This is a genomic window from Solibacillus sp. FSL H8-0538 (assembly GCF_038003525.1).
Lineage (GTDB): Bacteria > Bacillota > Bacilli > Bacillales_A > Planococcaceae > JBBOPI01.
The window spans coordinates 3,083,759-3,100,275 of record NZ_JBBOPI010000001.1 but is presented as its reverse complement, the minus strand read 5'-3'; the positions used below and the strand labels follow the sequence as shown (position 1 = coordinate 3,100,275).

Annotated in this window: 17 protein-coding genes and 1 pseudogene; 10 read left to right on the top strand and 8 right to left on the bottom strand. The window is 39.1% G+C overall.

Features of this window, described 5'->3' with window-relative positions:
- Positions 1 to 44: 44 nt before the first annotated feature.
- The 3 genes from MHH87_RS14835 to MHH87_RS14825 all read right to left on the bottom strand — a co-directional run bounded on the left by MHH87_RS14835 (position 45) and on the right by MHH87_RS14825 (position 1,669).
- Complete coding sequence (locus MHH87_RS14835; RefSeq protein ID WP_340750022.1) at positions 45 to 416, bottom strand: YtxH domain-containing protein; 372 nt, start codon at positions 414 to 416, stop codon at positions 45 to 47.
- A 143-nt stretch (positions 417 to 559) separates the two neighbouring features.
- Complete coding sequence (locus MHH87_RS14830; protein ID WP_340750021.1) at positions 560 to 1,093, bottom strand: tryptophan transporter; 534 nt, start codon at positions 1,091 to 1,093, stop codon at positions 560 to 562.
- Between the two features lie 150 nt (positions 1,094 to 1,243).
- The gene (locus tag MHH87_RS14825; RefSeq protein ID WP_340750020.1) at positions 1,244 to 1,669 is read right to left on the bottom strand and encodes an HIT family protein; all 426 of its coding nucleotides are present in this window, start codon (positions 1,667 to 1,669) and stop codon (positions 1,244 to 1,246) included.
- Positions 1,670 to 1,770: 101 nt separating this feature from the next.
- Between MHH87_RS14825 and MHH87_RS14820 the strand changes: the two genes are divergently transcribed.
- The 3 genes from MHH87_RS14820 to MHH87_RS14810 all read left to right on the top strand — a co-directional run bounded on the left by MHH87_RS14820 (position 1,771) and on the right by MHH87_RS14810 (position 5,076).
- Entirely contained in the window at positions 1,771 to 2,520 is a 750-nt protein-coding gene (locus MHH87_RS14820; RefSeq protein WP_340750019.1) for an ABC transporter ATP-binding protein, read from the top strand.
- Positions 2,504 to 3,688 (top strand): ABC transporter permease, encoded by a 1,185-nt coding sequence (locus MHH87_RS14815; RefSeq protein WP_340750018.1) that lies wholly within the window; start codon positions 2,504 to 2,506, stop codon positions 3,686 to 3,688. Before MHH87_RS14820 ends, MHH87_RS14815 begins: the two co-directional genes overlap by 17 nt.
- Positions 3,689 to 4,215: 527 nt before the next feature.
- Positions 4,216 to 5,076 carry a DegV family protein gene (locus MHH87_RS14810; RefSeq protein WP_340750017.1) on the top strand — a complete coding sequence of 287 codons (861 nt, stop codon included), beginning with the start codon at positions 4,216 to 4,218 and terminating at the stop codon, positions 5,074 to 5,076.
- 236 nt (positions 5,077 to 5,312) lie between these two features.
- Here the strand turns inward: MHH87_RS14810 and MHH87_RS14805 are convergent.
- Positions 5,313 to 5,572: pseudogene (locus tag MHH87_RS14805) on the bottom strand (IS5/IS1182 family transposase); the annotation flags it as partial.
- Positions 5,573 to 5,738: 166 nt separating this feature from the next.
- Here MHH87_RS14805 and MHH87_RS14800 point away from each other — a divergent pair.
- On the top strand, positions 5,739 to 5,972 hold the full coding sequence (locus MHH87_RS14800) for a hypothetical protein (RefSeq protein ID WP_340750016.1): 234 nt from the start codon (positions 5,739 to 5,741) through the stop codon (positions 5,970 to 5,972).
- On the opposite strand, the gene MHH87_RS14795 is transcribed toward MHH87_RS14800, so the two are convergent.
- From MHH87_RS14795 to MHH87_RS14780, 4 genes are all read right to left on the bottom strand, one after another.
- The gene (locus MHH87_RS14795) at positions 5,967 to 6,494 is read right to left on the bottom strand and encodes a chromate transporter (RefSeq protein WP_340750015.1); all 528 of its coding nucleotides are present in this window, start codon (positions 6,492 to 6,494) and stop codon (positions 5,967 to 5,969) included. The genes MHH87_RS14800 and MHH87_RS14795 overlap by 6 nt on opposite strands.
- Positions 6,491 to 7,045, bottom strand: coding sequence for a chromate transporter (locus MHH87_RS14790; protein WP_340750014.1), 555 nt, complete (start codon positions 7,043 to 7,045; stop codon positions 6,491 to 6,493). The genes MHH87_RS14795 and MHH87_RS14790 overlap by 4 nt, the downstream gene beginning before the upstream one ends.
- A 20-nt stretch (positions 7,046 to 7,065) precedes the next feature.
- Positions 7,066 to 8,706: a gamma-glutamyltransferase gene (ggt, locus tag MHH87_RS14785; RefSeq protein ID WP_340750013.1), complete on the bottom strand. Its 1,641-nt coding sequence runs from the start codon at positions 8,704 to 8,706 to the stop codon at positions 7,066 to 7,068.
- Positions 8,707 to 9,031: 325 nt separating this feature from the next.
- A complete protein-coding gene (locus MHH87_RS14780) occupies positions 9,032 to 9,538 on the bottom strand; it encodes an antibiotic biosynthesis monooxygenase family protein (protein ID WP_340750012.1) in 507 nt (168 codons plus the stop codon).
- Between the two features lie 321 nt (positions 9,539 to 9,859).
- Between MHH87_RS14780 and hemE the strand changes: the two genes are divergently transcribed.
- From hemE to MHH87_RS14750, 6 genes are all read left to right on the top strand, one after another.
- Positions 9,860 to 10,909 carry a uroporphyrinogen decarboxylase gene (hemE, locus tag MHH87_RS14775; RefSeq protein WP_340750011.1) on the top strand — a complete coding sequence of 350 codons (1,050 nt, stop codon included), beginning with the start codon at positions 9,860 to 9,862 and terminating at the stop codon, positions 10,907 to 10,909.
- A gap of 65 nt (positions 10,910 to 10,974) precedes the next feature.
- Complete coding sequence (gene hemH, locus MHH87_RS14770; protein ID WP_340750010.1) at positions 10,975 to 11,907, top strand: ferrochelatase; 933 nt, start codon at positions 10,975 to 10,977, stop codon at positions 11,905 to 11,907.
- A gap of 11 nt (positions 11,908 to 11,918) precedes the next feature.
- Positions 11,919 to 13,352: a protoporphyrinogen oxidase gene (hemY, locus tag MHH87_RS14765; RefSeq protein ID WP_445683105.1), complete on the top strand. Its 1,434-nt coding sequence runs from the start codon at positions 11,919 to 11,921 to the stop codon at positions 13,350 to 13,352.
- Positions 13,353 to 13,475: 123 nt separating this feature from the next.
- Complete coding sequence (locus tag MHH87_RS14760) at positions 13,476 to 14,432, top strand: YncE family protein (RefSeq protein WP_340750008.1); 957 nt, start codon at positions 13,476 to 13,478, stop codon at positions 14,430 to 14,432.
- Between the two features lie 4 nt (positions 14,433 to 14,436).
- Positions 14,437 to 15,129: a response regulator transcription factor gene (locus MHH87_RS14755; RefSeq protein ID WP_340750007.1), complete on the top strand. Its 693-nt coding sequence runs from the start codon at positions 14,437 to 14,439 to the stop codon at positions 15,127 to 15,129.
- Positions 15,126 to 16,517, top strand: a complete 1,392-nt coding sequence (locus tag MHH87_RS14750; RefSeq protein ID WP_340750006.1) for a sensor histidine kinase — start codon at positions 15,126 to 15,128, stop codon at positions 16,515 to 16,517. Before MHH87_RS14755 ends, MHH87_RS14750 begins: the two co-directional genes overlap by 4 nt.

Sequence of the window (16,517 nt, the reverse complement as noted above, 5' to 3'; positions counted from 1 at the left end):
ATTCGATAATGAATGGGTATTATTAGTTATTTTGGAAATGTTTATTAATTTTCGTTTTTTTCGTTTTTAGAAAGATTTCTCTCGATTTCAGTAATAGATTTCTGTAAATTTTCGATTTCTTGTTTCAATATTACAGTTTCAGGTTCAATGTCTTGTTTAAAGTGTGCAAAAGTTTCCTTAAGCTCATTTATTATATTAGGTATATTATTTTTCGCTTCATTTGATAAGACTGAAAACGATTGTTTCACGGCTGATGCTTGATATTTTACGTCGCAGATTTTTTCTTTTGCACTATTTGTATTACGTATTAAATTGGTACGTAGTTGTTCGCCTGACTGCGGAGTTGTTAATAACACCGCTACTGCACCTCCGACGATGCCTGCAGTAAGTCCGATTAATAATGATTTTGCTTTCATTAAGTTCATCTCCCTTGTATTTGAAGCTTGAAAATAAGTATTCACTTACAATCTCCATTTTCTATTTATATTAAACCACGAATTGTAGAAATGAAAAAGAAGCTACATGGTTGCTAAGATGCAACCGTGTAGCTTCGAATACATTATGCCTGATTCAAAGATGTCTTAAAGTTTGAGCGCTTTACTAAATTTGTAATGATTGGATAGATGATGATGAATGCAATGACGTTAAATGCAACTGCTGGTAAAACAACACCAACGAATAACGCAGCAAACGTTGCACCTACATTCGCATTGAATACGAATAATGCAACTGACAGGAAGACTGATCCTGATAAAATCGTTCCCAATCCTACTAATATAGCTGATACAGCAATATTACTTGCTAGCTTTTTAAGCAGTAAGATTACCGCTAAAAAGACAAAACCAGTAACCGCTTTATCTATAATATTTGGTACTAAGCCTGCAGGGAATGTTGTAAATAATCCTGAAAGTACGCCCGTCGTTAAAGAAAGTAAAAAAGTTTCCTTAGCGGAAGGGAATAAGATAATGCCGATAAACATCATTGTTAGCATGAAGTCTGGCTTCATACCGTTTACCATACCAGGCGTCACAACATAAAGTGCGGCTCCTACACCTACTAAAAGCGCCATTAAAACTAAATTTTTTGTATTCATTTTTCTCGTCTCCTCTAAACTAAACTAGTCTTAAATTCTCCTAATGTGCACTAGTTGCCATTAGCGAAAACTTATTCATGATTGTAATCGGTGAAGCTTTAAAAAGCAATAGTTTTACGTTACTATTCTAAAAATCTATACTTTGTTCCGTTATGGCAATAAATTGGCTTTAATTGCAGTTGCTACGTCTGTTAGCACGTCTGTTGGGAACTCTGCTTGGCGATGGTTCCATTCCACTCTAAGTCCGTCTGCGTCGTCGTAACGGGGTACTAAATGCAGATGGTAGTGAAATACAGTTTGGCCGGCTTCTGCACCATTATTATTAATCGTGTTCATACCGATTGGATTGAATGCAGATTTGATTGCATTAGCTACTTTTGGTGCGGCTGCATATAAATTGCGCGCCACGTCTTCTGGCATTTCAAAAAGGTCTTTGCAATGTGTTTTCGGAATGAGTAATGTATGTCCTTTTGTTAGTGGCATAATGTCCATAAACGCAAATACATGATCATCTTCATACACTTTTAAGCTTGGAATTTGTCCATCGATAATTTTACAAAATAGGCAATCGCTCATTAGTAAAACATCCTTTCTGTTTGTTTGTACTATTTTAACATATGTGAACTGATTGTTTTGACATTTTTTGATAAACTATAGTCAAGAAGAGGAGTGACGACATGACCATTTTACAAGTACAAAATATAACGGGTGGCTATACACGTAAACCAGTTATTAAAGATTTATCGTTTGATATTAATAAAGGAGAGCTTGTTGGCTTAATCGGACTAAATGGTGCCGGGAAAAGTACGACAATTAAGCATATTATCGGGACACTTCTACCACGACAAGGTGAAATTCGTTTAAACGGGGTAACGATGAAGGAAAATTTAGATACGTACCGCTCAAGCTTTTCATATATTCCCGAGACGCCGGTATTATATGATGAACTTACATTAAAAGAACATTTGGAGCTCACTGCGATGGCATACGGCTTAGACGAGAGAACACTTGCTGCCCGTTCGGAAATCCTATTGAAGGAATTTCGGATGGAAAAACGCCTCAACTGGTTTCCCTCGCATTTCTCTAAAGGGATGCGTCAAAAGGTGATGATTATGTGTGCGTTTTTAGTGAATCCTGCGTTATACATTATTGATGAACCATTTGTTGGGCTTGATCCGCTTGGTATTCAGTCCCTGCTTGACCAAATGGATGAGAAAAAGCGTGATGGTGCTTCGATTTTAATGTCAACGCATATTTTATCAACCGCTGAGAAGCATTGTGACCGCATTATTTTATTGCACGAAGGACGTGTTCGCGCTCAAGGAACAATGGATGATTTGCGAGCTGTCTTTGAAATGCCTACAGCGACATTGGATGATTTGTACATTGCCATGACGAAGGAGCAGGACAATGAACAACATGCATAGTGTTTGGTCTAAGCGCTTCGAGCACTATATAAATGAGCTGATGAAATATATGCGTTTTGTATTCACGGGGCATATTGCCATCGTGTTCGTCTTTGTGCTCGGAGCAGGAGGTTTTCAGTATAGTGAATGGTTAAAGGTAGCATCGACGGAGTTTCCAGCTGAATGGCTTGTAGCGGTCGTAGTAGGTTGCATTTTAGCGTTTAGCAGTCCCACAACACTAATTCGTGAGCCGGACCAAGTGTATCTACTGCCGCTTGAATCGCAAATGCCACAGTATTTTAAAAGGGCTGTAAACTGGACGTTTTGGTCACAGGTACTCGTCCCAGCCATCGTTTATATCGTAGCCATTCCTTTGTTGAAGGCTGTAACCGAACTAGCTGTAGCTGAAATTTGGATTGGAGTGGGCTTTTTAATTAGTTTAAAGTATTTTAATGTTCGAAGTGAATTTAATTATCGTTATGGTAACCGTGGACAAGCTGTGTTGATTGACCGTCTAGCCCGTGTAGCGTTATCGATATTAGCCATGCATACTATCTTAACGAGCGGCTTAGCAGTTGGGTTTGTTTATCTTGTGTTATTTATTATGTATAATATGTCGCTCCGCAAAAAGGTAGTGAATCAGCCTGTACCGTATGAGCATTTCGTACGTCTCGAACAAAATCGTATGATGCGCTTTTACCGTTTTGCGAATTATTTTACCGATGTCCCGCATTTGCGCGGTTCAATTCGTCACCGCGCTTGGTTAGATATAGTGTATAAATGGATTCCGTATAAAAAGGAAAATGCACAAACTTATTTAGTATTCCGCACCTTTATTCGAACGGATGATCATTTTTATTTGTGGCTACGCCTAACAGCGATTTCTGCAGTTGTAGCAATGTTTGTTGATATTACAATTGTGACGTGGTTTATGGCAGCAACACTTGCTTTTGCTACGACAATTCAGTTGAAATATGCACTACTTTCTTCGGGTGAATTCCGTATGGATATGTTGTATCCTGTGGCAGGAAGTTCACGTAAAAAAGCCGTGCAAACATTATTGCGTGCAAGCAGTGTTGTGCAAGCGATTATTGTAGGATTATGTAATTTTGGGCACCCCTATTTTTACATAACGCCTCTACTAATTATTGTTGTAAGTGAACTGACATTAAGATTATCAAAGAAATAACTCACAGCCATCTGGAGAAGAACTCTAGGTGGCTGTTTTTTAAAATAATGGTTTAAAGCATGCGGAGAGAGTTATGCATATATGAAAAATAGAAAGCATAAAACTATTAAAGTAAGAAGAATATCCGAAAAGATACGTATAGTATAGGGTCTTTACCAAAACATAACCTTTACTTTTTAAAGAAAGTATACTACTTATAAGCACATGGAACGGAAGGCGGCGAGTGTAGCTGACGGCATTCGCCTTTCGCTACAGAGCAAAGCTTCCTGCGGGAAAAGCGTGAGCCTTGAGACCCCGCACGTAGCGTCTAAGAACAAAGGCTAAGAACGCCACGTCCTGTGGCAACGCCTTCGTGACCAACATCGTGTTGGCCCGAGGAGGCTCAAGCCACGCCCGCGGAAAGCGTACGCCTGGAGTGCAATGTGCTGTCAAGTACAGATTTTGGTGTAGAGCCAATTATTTAATAGTATTTATATGTAGTTTTTAATGAGAGATTATTACTATTTTTATAAGGGAGGCTAGCATACATGAAACTTTTCACAGATAGTAGCTGTGATTTATCGAAAGCCTATTTTTCGGAGCATGATGTCATATTGTTTCCATTACGCGTACAATTAAATGGTGAAGAATACGATGATATACTTGCTATAGAATCACAACAAGTATACGATGCCATCGCGCAAGGAGCTCAGCCTAAAACATCGCAAGTTTCACCTGAGCTTTTCCTAACGCACTTTGAACAATTAGCCAAAAATGAAGAAGAGGGTTTATATATTGCCTTTTCCTCTGAATTATCCGGTACATATAGCACCGCAATGATGATTCGAAATCAAGTACTTGAAAGTTACCCAGAGCTCAAATTAACAATTATTGATTCAAAATGTGCGTCGCTCGGTCAGGGGCTTTTAGTTAAAGAAGCAGTCCGCTTGCGAGATAGTGGTAAGACTGTTACAGAAGTAGCTACTGCCATTCGTGACATGGCATCGAATATGGAACATCTTTTTACAGTGGACGATTTAGATTATTTGGCAAAAGGGGGACGTGTTTCAAAAGCGAGTGCGTTTTTAGGTGGTCTGCTGAGCATTAAACCGATTTTAAATGTAGAAGATGGGAAGCTTGTGCCTATTGAAAAGGTGCGCGGTCATAAAAAATCGATTACACATATGGTTAATTTAATGGAGCAACGCGGCGGAGATTTTTCTAACAAAATCGTAGGGATTTCCCATAGTAATGATCCCGCATTTTTAGCAGAAATGCAGGCTGCAATTGAAGCGCGATTATCACCTAAAGGATTTGATACAACAGTAATAGGCGCTGTCATCGGTTCGCATGTCGGCTTAGGCACTGTTGGCATTTTCTTTACAAATAAAAACTATGTAGCAAAATAACACTACCATAAAATAAAGGGTGCGCTAAAAGGAAGGGCACTGAAAAGCTAATATTTTTAAAATGACGAATCTTTTTCAGTTAAAAATAAGGCACGTCTTGTTCAATTTTGAACAAGACGTGCCTTATTTTTTTCTCTATTCCTTACTCTTTTTCATATAATAGCTTCAATATCCGTTTTAGATTGACAGTGAATATCGTTGTGGCACCTAATATTTTTATGCCAAATAGACCCGCAGCTGATTCCGTATTTTGAGCGTTCTACTAAGTCGACGTTTGATGCATCATGAATCGAATTTAATAATAAGTACTTAAACATACGGTTTGGGGGAATCACGTTACGTTCATTGTCTAAACAATATTTTGTTTTTAACTCTTCTAAAATAATGGGAAATCAACAAGTTCATTGATTTGGTGAAGCATGTTATCTTTTGGCACAACAATATCGTAAATCGCCATAAACGGGCTTAAATTGAGTGTTTCTTGGTTTGAAATCATCGTGAGCACTACCTGTAATTTATTCCTTTTATTATACAAGAAAATCACTCTTTTTAGATAAGAGAACGAACCATTCATTCTTAACAGATACAAGTTGATTGGAGTGGAGGCGACGACTTCTAGGGGATTAGCGAGCAGCTTGAGACCCTGGAATGAGGCCAACACTATGTTGGTCACAAAGGCGTTGCCACAGGACGTGGCGTACTTAGCCTTTGTTCCATTATTTCCTCGAAGCGGCTCAAGGCTCGCCCCCAGAAAAGCGTTCGCCGCAACGGAAATCAACGACATCGAAGAAAAAAAGCCAGTTCTTGAACGATTCATCGTTCAAGAACTGGCTAAACTACTTTATAGACTTTTTCAATGCCCTCCAAAAGGGAATCTCTCCCTCTTATCATTATAAAAATAAACCGCCAACGATTAAACCAGAGATAATTACAAAAGCTGGATGAACTTTATATTTCTCAAGCGCAAAATAACTAATAATAACGATTGCGATAGTTGGCAGTAAGTGAATTAAATTATACGACGTATGTAAAAAGTCGAATGTTAAATCCGCTAGTAAAATCGTAATAGCAGGTAAGATAAAATTGGATAAGCGCTTCACACGAGGTGAATTGCGATTCCGATATAAAAGATTTAATAAAATTAGCATTAAAATGAGTGAAGGTCCAACTGTTGCAAACAGGGCAATGACAGCGCCTAAAACCCCAGCTTGCTCAAAGCCAATATAGCCGGCCATTTTCGTAGCAATAGGACCAGGTAAGGCATTTGCAATTGCAAGTAATTCACTAAACTCAGCTGTTGTCATCCAGTCATATTTTTCTACGACCTCATGCTCTATTAACGGAATTGAGGAAGGGCCACCGCCATAACCTAAAATTCCTGGAAAGAAGAAGGCTAAAAAGATTTGAAAATAAATCATTCACTTTCCTCCTCATTTTTAATAGGTAGGAAGAGAGCAAGAAGTAGTAAAATAGCAATTACAATGCCAGGATGAATATTTAGTATTATCATTAAAACAAAGCTAGTTACTAGTATTAGCGCTCCAACCTTCCAGCCGAGTGATTTTTGAGATTTTTTTAGAAAGTCCCATGTCATTACGGCGAGCATTACTGCAACGATGGGTACAACGCCATTCGTCATCCCTTTTACAAAATCTAAATCTTTGTATTGGTTGAACCAGCCTAAAAACAGGACCATTAAGACAACGGTTGGTAATACCGTTGCAATTAGGGCTGTCACTAATCCTCGCCATCCACCAACGCGGTAGCCGATATAGCCGGCCATTTTTGTGGCGATTGGACCTGGGAGCGTATTTCCGATGGATAGTACATCTGAAAATTCCTCGTCGGTCATCCAATTAAACGTGCCAACGACTTCTTTATGAACAAGGGGAATGGTAGAAGGACCTCCACCAAACCCAAGAATGCCTGAGCGAAAGAAGGCTATAAAAATATCCTTTTGTATTCCCATGAACTCATCTCCTGAATGTGTTAATAACCTAATGCTGCTCCGTCGCCGCGTGGATCAGCGCCGCCGTATTTAACGTTTGTCTCCTCGTGAATAAATATCGCGCCGGCATGACCCATAATATCTGTTAAGTCAGCTAACACCTCAAGCTCATGACCATCGTTTTGAAGATTTACGCGCACATCTTTGGAAATGCGATTTTCAATTTTTAAGCTATTAGAAGAGGCACCCCACGTACGTCCATATAACCAGCGTGGCGCTTCAATTGCAGCCTGTACAGACATGCCGTAGTCAATAATACGTGTAACGAGTGCAGCTTGTGTTTGCGGCTGACCCTCACCGCCCATTGTGCCATAAACGAGTGCGGGCTTTCCGTCCTTTAGTAGCATCGCTGGATTTAATGTATGGAACGTGCGTTTGCGCGGTGCTAGTGCATTCACTTGCGTCTCGTCTAATGAAAAGAAGCTTCCACGGTTTTGCAGTACAATGCCTGTGCCTTTTGGGATAATTCCTGAACCAAATTCATGATAAATACTTTGAATAAAAGAAACGGCATTGCCTTCCGCATCGACTATACCAAACCACACTGTGTCACCCTTTGGATCAAGTGGCTGTAATTCTTTTGCAAAGAAGTTTTCTTTAATTTTTTCTGCCAGTAGCGCGCCGTGTTCTTTACTAAGTAGTGCATCGATGGGAATATCATGGAACTCAGGGTCTGTTAAAAACGCATCTCGGTCAATGAATGCATGTTTAATCGCCTCAACAAGCACGTGATAGTACTCTGCAGAGCCTTCCTCAATGGCATTGAAATCCATATGATTTAGAATATTTAAAATAGATAAGGAAGCAAAGCCCTGTGTATTTGGTGGTAAGTTGTAAGCTACATAATCACGGTACGGGACAGAAATTGGTTCAACCCAATCGCCCCTATGTGCCTTGAAATCTTCAATTGTTAAAACGCCACCTAATGCTTGCAAATCAGCGATAATTTTTTCAGTTAGCTCGCTATTGTATAGATAGTCTGCACCGTTTTCCGCAATAGCAGTTAACGTTTTTGCTAAATCTGTTTGCTTCATAATGTCGCCAGCTTTATAAGGTGCCCCGTCTTTTAAGAAAACGCGAGAAAATTCCTCAAAACGTTGTAACGCGCGAAACTCTGTATCGTTAGCATCTAGATTGACTGAAGTCCAGTATTCTTGGCTTGGTGTAACCGGGAAGCCTTCAGATGCATAATGAATGGACTGTGCAAGAAGGTCTGCCCATTCCATTGAGCTGGTCATTTCACGCTTGCCATATTCAAATGCTTGTCCCCAGCCAGCAACCGCACCGGGCACCGTATTTGCTGCGAGTGGCCCGCGTGATGGGATTTTTGCAATGCCTTGTGATGTATAAAAATCAATTGTTGCGTTTTCACCAGAACGACCACTACTATTAATTGCTTTTAGTTCACTCGTTTTCGCATTGTAAATAAGCCAAAAATTATCGCCACCAATGCCGTTCATATGTGGATAAACAACGCCTATAGTAGAAGCTGCTGCAATCGCGGCCTCAATTGCATTGCCACCCTTTTGTAAAATAGTCATTGCAGCTTGAGAAGCTAAATAATGTGGTGTAGTTACCATCCCTTTTGTCGCCATTGTTGTTGCACGGTATTGAAATGTCATGTATAGACCCCCTTGTATAGTGAAATCCCCTTAAAACTTAAGGCTATTGTAAAAAATATGATGCCTCTATGGGTATCTTCGTCAGAAGTGCTAAACATCTTTAGTTTAAATGTTAAAATATTCAGTTAATTGTATTTTCTATGTAAAAGAGGGGGGCAAAAAGTAAAAAACAAAGAATGATGGTCAAAGTTTTGTATGTGGACAAGAAAGTATATCTTTCTTATCCACATACGTAAGGACAGTAACTTGCCCTATTTTTGCAAGTTGTGTCTTACTAATTAGACTATTCTCCGTTTCATTCGAAATGTGACTTATTAGACAGTCCCTACTTTTTTGGTGGTGCAGAATAAGTTGTTGTATAAGCCGTAGCATGAAAAATGGCTTGAACTGTAGAAGTTGATTCTTCAATTAATGGGGCGATGTTGTTTTTATAATGGCTCGAGTTTTTCCAAACCTCAAAGGAAGCAGGGCCAGGCCATTGTGTCAAAATGATATACGTCTCTGCCTTAACGGGTCTTAAAAAACGGTAGGCAATTAACGAAGAATCAGATTTTAGCGAAGCGGTCTGTTCTAAAAATTGCTTTTCAAAAATGGGACGCCCTTCCTCTGTAACTGGGATATTATGAAAAACAAAGAAGCCTTTTTGCTGCAAGTCACCAACTCCATCAATGACCTCGAACTTGCGTGGCATCGCAAACACTGATTTTTTTTCGGATTCATGCAATAACACAGAATTCCCGTTGCCATGTAAAATTAATAAATTTTCTTTCGTGTATTTCTCTACTAGTTTTTCCATGTAATCAGCTGTGCCGGACGTTAAATAAATATACATAAAGTTGCCTCCTCATTTTAGTAGTTGTTCTTTTTTACGCATTAACTTGCAGTAAGCTCCCTAAATTCATACTTGGTGTAAGCAACAAAGCGTAAGTAGAGGAGGCAACTGCAAGTAAAGCTCTATAATTGAAGTTTCCCTTTACTATTTCCATTAAAAAGCAGATTCAAGCAATTTGTCAAAAACATGCAGTTAGAAAGAACAATTTTATGACATTTACCTTGGAAAACTATACAATATTGAAGGAACAGTTTATATTGATAGCTGATATCAATAACAAAAGAGAGATTTAAAACAATATTGAGGGGTAGGTACAAGTTCATGAGAACAATTAATGATACATTGTTACGTGCTGCAAAAGGCGAACGTACAGATTACACACCAGTATGGTACATGCGTCAAGCTGGTCGTTCACAACCAGAATATCGAGAAATTAAACAAAAATATTCTTTAGAAGAAATTACAATGCAACCAGAATTATGTGCATATGTAACACGTTTACCAGTAGAAAACTATGATGTAGACGCAGCAATTCTATATAAAGATATTGTAACGCCACTACCAGGGATTGGTGTAGACGTAAAAATTAAAGCGGGTGTTGGTCCGGTAATTTCAAATCCAATTCGTTCAGCTGCAGATGTAGAGAAACTTGGCGAATTTAATGCAAAAGAACATACACCATTCGTATTAGATACAATTAAAATGTTAACAGAAGAACAACTGAATGTTCCGTTAATCGGCTTTGGTGGGGCACCGTTCACATTAGCAAGTTACATGATTGAGGGTGGCCCTTCTAAAAACTATGCAAAAACAAAATCATTTATGGTATCAGAACCACAAGCTTGGTTTTTATTAATGGATAAGCTAAGCGATATGATTATTGTTGATATTACAGCACAAGTTGAAGCAGGCGCAAAAGCTGTGCAAATTTTTGACTCTTGGGTAGGCGCATTAAGCGTTGAAGATTACCGCATTTTCATTAAACCAATAATGACACGTATTTTTGGCGAATTACGTAAGTTAAATGTACCGCTAATTCAGTTTGGTGTGGGTGCTAGTCACTTAGTTAATGAGTGGCATGACCTTCCAATTGATGTAGTAGGCTTAGACTGGCGTTTACCAATTCGTGAAGCAAGAGCTAAAGGCATCACAAAACCAGTACAAGGTAATTTAGATCCAACATTATTACTTGCGGACTGGTCAGTAATTGAGGCTCGTGCGAAAGATATTATTGACCAAGGTTTAGAAACACCAGGTCATATTTTTAACTTAGGTCACGGGGTGTTCCCAGAAGTAGACCCAGACGTATTAAAACGATTAACAGCATTTATACATGATTATAGCCGTGAGCAAATTGCTACACGTAAATAAATTTGTCACAAATTATTCGAATTTTATAATACAAGTAGGGATAAAAAAACTAGAGGTGATTAAGAATGAAAGAAGTACGTGGATTATTAGTCATGGCATACGGAACTCCTTACTCAGAGGCAGATATCGAACGTTATTACACACATATCCGTCGCGGTCGTAAGCCATCTCAAGAACATATTGATGACCTTGCTGCTCGTTATGAGGCAATCGGTGGGATTTCACCACTTGCTAAAATGACTAAATCGCAAGCAGAAGCACTTTGTACACGGTTGAATGAAGTACAAGACGAAGTAGAATACAAACTATTTATCGGTCTTAAGCACATTGAGCCATTCGTAGAAGATGCTGTTGAAGCAATGGTTGCAGAAGGAATCCGTGAAGCGGTATCAATCGTACTTGCTCCTCACTTTTCGACATTCTCAATCAAATCATACAACGGTCGTGCAAAAGAAGCGGCTGAAAAACTTGGTGGTACATTAAACATTACTTCTGTAGAATCATTCTACACTGAGCCAAAGTTTATCGAATTTTGGAAGCAAGCCGTTCAAGGTGAGTTTGCAAAAATGACAGACGATGAACGAGCAAATGCATGTCTAGTTGTGTCAAACCACTCATTACCAGAAAAAATCAAATTAGCTGGTGACCCATACGAGGAGCAATTAATCGAAACAGCGCGTCTTATTCAAGAAGCAGCTGGTATCGAAAACGTAAAAGTTGGTTGGCAATCAGCTGGTCAAACACCAGAGCCATGGTTAGGACCCGATGTACAAGATTTAACACGTGATTTATATAATGAATTTGGCTATAAAGCATTCGTATATATTCCAGTTGGCTTTGTAACGGAGCATTTAGAAGTTCTTTATGATAACGATATCGAATGTAAAGTTGTGTGTGACGAAATTGGGGCAAGCTACTACCGCCCAACAATGCCAAACACGCATCCATTATTTATAGATGCAATGGTAGATGTAATCAATAAAACGTTAGCGAATTAATATAGAGAGCGATGATGAGGGTGACTTTAACAAGACGCAAGGTAGTCGTAATAGGTGGTGGAATTACAGGTTTAACGACGGCATTCTATTTACAACAAGAAGCGAAGCAGTATAATTTGCCATTAGATGTGGTGTTAATCGAATCCTCATTGCGCGTAGGTGGGAAAATCCATACTTTGCGCAAGGATGGATTTATCATTGAGCGTGGCCCTGAGTCGTTTTTCGATTCTTGTAGTAGTGTCCGTTCGTTAGCTCGTGATTTGCGGATTGAACATGAGATTGTTCAAAATAAAAATGGACAAACTTATATAGCAGTGGGTAGTGAACTGCATCCAATCCCGAGTAATTTATTATTCGGGGGATCACCTGAAGTCTCCTCATTCATTACTTCTAGTTTAATTTCTATAAGTGGTAAAATTCGAGCAGCAGGTGATCTTTTATTGCCGAAATCAAGTGAGAAAATAGACGAACCAATTAGTGATTTCTTTAGACGACGTTTCGGAAAAGAAGTGGTAGAAAATTTAGTGGAGCCCGTTCTTGCAGGTACATTTGCAGGTGATGTGGACCATTTAAGTATGCAATCTATGTTTCCACAGTTTTACCAGTTAGAGAAAGAGCATCGCAGTCTTATTTTAGGCATGAAGAAATCAGGTAAAGGAATTTACGCCATTGGAGACGATAAAGATGAGCTACATTACGAAACATTTCGCAATGGCTTAGAAACATTAGTCGAAACGTTAGAAGCGGAACTAGCACCAAATACGATTCTAAAAGGTGTAAAAGTCGATTCAATCGAAAAATCATCTGACAATTCATTGCAAATTTATTTAAATAATATTGCACCGATTCAAGCGGATGCGGTCATTATGACGACACCGTATAATGTAGCAAAAGATGTATTTAGAGGTTCCAACCTAATGCAAGATTTACCGAGTATGAACTATGCGACGATTGCTACTGTCACAATGGCATTTAAAGAAGGCCAAATTAATAAATATAAGGACGCGTTAAACTTTTTTGTTTCACGTAACAGTGATTTTGCGATTACATCGTGTACATGGAATAACCGAAAATGGGATAATGTCTCACCAGAAGGCTACGACTTACTCCGTGTGTATATTGGTCGTGTTGGAGATGAATCAATCGTAGAATTATCGGATAGCGAAATTGAAAAAACTGTCGTTCAAGACTTACAAAAGGCAATTGACCTGCATGATAATCCAGTATTTACAGTCGTTGCACGTTGGAAGCAATCTATGCCGCAGTACACAGTAGGTCATGATAAACTTTTAAGCATTTTAAAGGAACGGTTTAGTGAGCAGTTCCCTCAAGTACAGCTTATTGGGAGCTCATATGAGGGGATTAGTGTACCGGACTGTGTTGCACAAGGGAAAAATGCAGCAAAGCACCTTATAGACCAAATGTTTTCAAGTGAAGCCGTTTAACGAAATAGGGGGGTGATTCTAAAATCTTTTAGAATCACCCCCCTATTTACGTTCATAATTTTTTTCAGATACTTCATGCAAATTTCACATTTATCAAGTACTCTAAAATAGAGGTGTCGTTTAATGACAGGACGTCGAATAATTTATATGAGTATGTTATGTGTTTGTCTTATTGCAGGCTGTTCAAATGAACATTATGCAGAAGTTGATCCCCATCAATCCTTTGTTGCATCGATGAATATTTTACAGCCGTCGCTCACAATTTATGACAAAAAAGCAAAGGAAATTGCAACATGGTCTTTTGAAAAAGCATATACAGGTGCAGTCTTAGTTGGCTACGATTCTATCTTGCTATATGGACATCAGTTAGATGAAGCGGATTTATATGAATTGTCGTCTGGTAAAAAATTAACGGCGATAGAAACAGGGCTTGGCGTTACGAATGCATATTATAATGACGCATCGGAACAATTATTTATTACTAATAGTCGAACGAATGAGTTATCGAGCTATAGCGCACAGGGCCGCCTCTTACAATCTATAAAGCTACGGAATTATCCGATGTCTATGGCGGCTTCTGGAGAAAATTTATATGTAATTAACTATAAAGATACGGTGCTATCCGTCGTATCAATGAAAGATTTACAACTGGTCGATGAATGGGACATTGCCAAATCATCACATGGTATTTTAGTATTGCCAGAACAAGATAGTATTTGGATTGGTGGGCACGGTGAAGGAAGTAGCCCAAATCAAAGCGTCGATATTTATAATTTGAACAACGGTAAAAAAGTGAAGGAAGTAGCTATGCCATTAATGCCTGTAGGATTTGCTAAGCAAGACGATGAAATTGCTGTTATTAGTCACGGTGAAAATGAGCTATATGTAACAGATTCAGCAGGAGTGATCAAATGGCAGGCTGAAATAGGAGCCAATCCATTTGCGGTCGCTTATTTTAAGAAAGCGATTATAGTAGCAGGCTATGACGACCAAACCTTATATTTCATTCAGGACGGCAATGTAACAGCAGAAATCAGGACAGGCAAAGGTCCGTTTCAATTACTTGTAAGAGAGGGATAAACATATGGCAACGATTTTAATCGTCGATGATGAACAAGATATGCGTAATTTAATTGACGTTATGCTAACTAAATCTGGCTTCAAAACATTTACCGCTGCTAATGGAACGGAAGCATACCATGTTCTCATGCAAGAAATAGTGGATCTCGTTTTACTTGATGTGATGATGCCGGGGGAAGATGGCTTTACGGTGTGCGAAGCGATTCGTAGTCTTTCAAATACCCCAGTTATTTTCCTAACAGCTCGCGATGCAAATGAGGATAAAGTAAAAGGATTAACGCTTGGCGGCGATGATTATATGGTCAAACCATTTACAGCAAGTGAGCTCATAGCACGAATTAACGCAGTGCTACGTCGTACAGGTGTAACTACACATGATGTGGAGCAAAAGTTTTTACAGCGTGGGGTTATTCAGCTCGATGAAAGTTCACGTAAAGTAATGATTAATCAACAGCCCGTAGTCTTAACATTAAAAGAATACGAGCTCCTGCATTTATTTATGCAAAATCCAGATACGGTCTATTCACGTGAGCAATTGCTAGAGCTTATTTGGGATATTAATTATGCTGGAGGCACGCGCACGGTAGATACCCATATTAAAACGCTGCGCATAAAGCTAGGCAAAAAGTCGAAGGAAGCAAGTGACTATATCCAAACGGTATGGGGTATTGGTTATCGCTTTGAAAAATGTAAATGAAGAAATTATCTACAAAAATTTGGTTACTAATTGTCCTGTTTTTACTTGTGACGATTATTTTTATGTATTGGTTTACGGACTTTTTATATGAGCAATTATATGTTGAGGATACCGAAGTCTCGATGGTCGAGATTGGCGAAAAGCTACAAACGATTTATAAGGGCGGCAAGGTAACGGAAGACCTGATCCAAGAAATTGAAAGCTATAATGCTTTTTCAAATATAAATGTATTTGCGGTGCGAAACCCGAGGGAGCTGAGTGCCTGCGTACCGTTTGATATCGATTATGATACATTAATCGGTGTTGATGAACGGCAGCTGCTTTTAGAAGGCAAGTCGATTACGAAAATCGGCTATGAGGAGCGTTTTGAACGTCAAATTATTTCGGTCATTTTGCCATTTACCGATCAAAATCGACTAGAAGGCATTTTATATTTATATTATCCACTTGCCAAAATTTCAGAGCTTGCGAATAAAGAGGTTCTGTTATTGCTCGGCGGGGCACTTATCTTTTCGTTACTAATCGGCTTCTTCGTTTATAAAGGTATTCGTCGCATTATGCGTCCACTAAATGAATTACAGCATGCTGTGGAGCAAATGTCGAAAGGTGACTACGGAGCCAGAGTGGCAGTAACATCGCGTGACGAGATTGGTACACTATCTTCGGCTTTCAATCAAATGGCTCAGTCGATTCAGCAAGAGGACGAAGCACAAAAAGTGTTTTTAGCTACGATTTCACATGAGCTTCGTACGCCGATTAGTTATGTAAAGGGGTATAGTGAAACGATACAAAATGGCTTTATTGAAGGAGCAGAGCGTGATGAGGCACTCCAACTAATTACTCGTGAGGCAAACCGGATGGAGCGGCTCACGAATGAACTACTGCAACTCGCGCGTACGAATCAGGAGCTAGATACGATAGAATTCGATCCAATTGTTTTAGCGGAAACGATTCGTGATGCGTTGTCACTGTTAGAGTATCAGGCAGCAGTTAAACATATAACATTTCATACCGAACTTGACGAAGAATTGATTGTGCTCGGAGATGAGGAAAAACTAAAGCAAATTTTTATTAATTTAATTGAAAATGCGATTCGTTACTCAAATGAACATTCGAGAGTATTGATTGTTACTACGCAAGCTAGTGACGCTGCACAGATTACGGTACAGGATTATGGGATCGGAATTCCTGAACAAGACTTACCACATATTACGGAGCGCTTTTACCGTGTTAATAAAGCACGTAGCCGAGTAGATGGAGGCAGTGGGTTAGGACTGTCCATTGTGGAGCAGTTAATTAAACTGCATAATGGGAAGTTAGTTATTACAAGTGAGCTAGAAAAAGGGACATGCGTGCATATAACGCTGCCATTAATGGAGGAACTATAA

Bases quoted from the DNA above. Each gene is read 5' to 3' on its own strand.
- MHH87_RS14835 (WP_340750022.1), bottom strand. From the start codon at position 416: ATGAAAGCAAAATCATTATTAATCGGACTTACTGCAGGCATCGTCGGA.
- MHH87_RS14830 (WP_340750021.1), bottom strand. From the start codon at position 1,093: ATGAATACAAAAAATTTAGTTTTAATGGCGCTTTTAGTAGGTGTAGGA.
- MHH87_RS14825 (WP_340750020.1), bottom strand. From the start codon at position 1,669: ATGAGCGATTGCCTATTTTGTAAAATTATCGATGGACAAATTCCAAGC.
- MHH87_RS14820 (WP_340750019.1), top strand. From the start codon at position 1,771: ATGACCATTTTACAAGTACAAAATATAACGGGTGGCTATACACGTAAA.
- MHH87_RS14815 (WP_340750018.1), top strand. From the start codon at position 2,504: ATGAACAACATGCATAGTGTTTGGTCTAAGCGCTTCGAGCACTATATA.
- MHH87_RS14810 (WP_340750017.1), top strand. From the start codon at position 4,216: ATGAAACTTTTCACAGATAGTAGCTGTGATTTATCGAAAGCCTATTTT.
- MHH87_RS14800 (WP_340750016.1), top strand. From the start codon at position 5,739: ATGTTGGTCACAAAGGCGTTGCCACAGGACGTGGCGTACTTAGCCTTT.
- MHH87_RS14795 (WP_340750015.1), bottom strand. From the start codon at position 6,494: ATGATTTATTTTCAAATCTTTTTAGCCTTCTTCTTTCCAGGAATTTTA.
- MHH87_RS14790 (WP_340750014.1), bottom strand. From the start codon at position 7,045: ATGGGAATACAAAAGGATATTTTTATAGCCTTCTTTCGCTCAGGCATT.
- ggt (WP_340750013.1), bottom strand. From the start codon at position 8,706: ATGACATTTCAATACCGTGCAACAACAATGGCGACAAAAGGGATGGTA.
- MHH87_RS14780 (WP_340750012.1), bottom strand. From the start codon at position 9,538: ATGTATATTTATTTAACGTCCGGCACAGCTGATTACATGGAAAAACTA.
- hemE (WP_340750011.1), top strand. From the start codon at position 9,860: ATGAGAACAATTAATGATACATTGTTACGTGCTGCAAAAGGCGAACGT.
- hemH (WP_340750010.1), top strand. From the start codon at position 10,975: ATGAAAGAAGTACGTGGATTATTAGTCATGGCATACGGAACTCCTTAC.
- hemY (WP_445683105.1), top strand. From the start codon at position 11,919: ATGATGAGGGTGACTTTAACAAGACGCAAGGTAGTCGTAATAGGTGGT.
- MHH87_RS14760 (WP_340750008.1), top strand. From the start codon at position 13,476: ATGACAGGACGTCGAATAATTTATATGAGTATGTTATGTGTTTGTCTT.
- MHH87_RS14755 (WP_340750007.1), top strand. From the start codon at position 14,437: ATGGCAACGATTTTAATCGTCGATGATGAACAAGATATGCGTAATTTA.
- MHH87_RS14750 (WP_340750006.1), top strand. From the start codon at position 15,126: ATGAAGAAATTATCTACAAAAATTTGGTTACTAATTGTCCTGTTTTTA.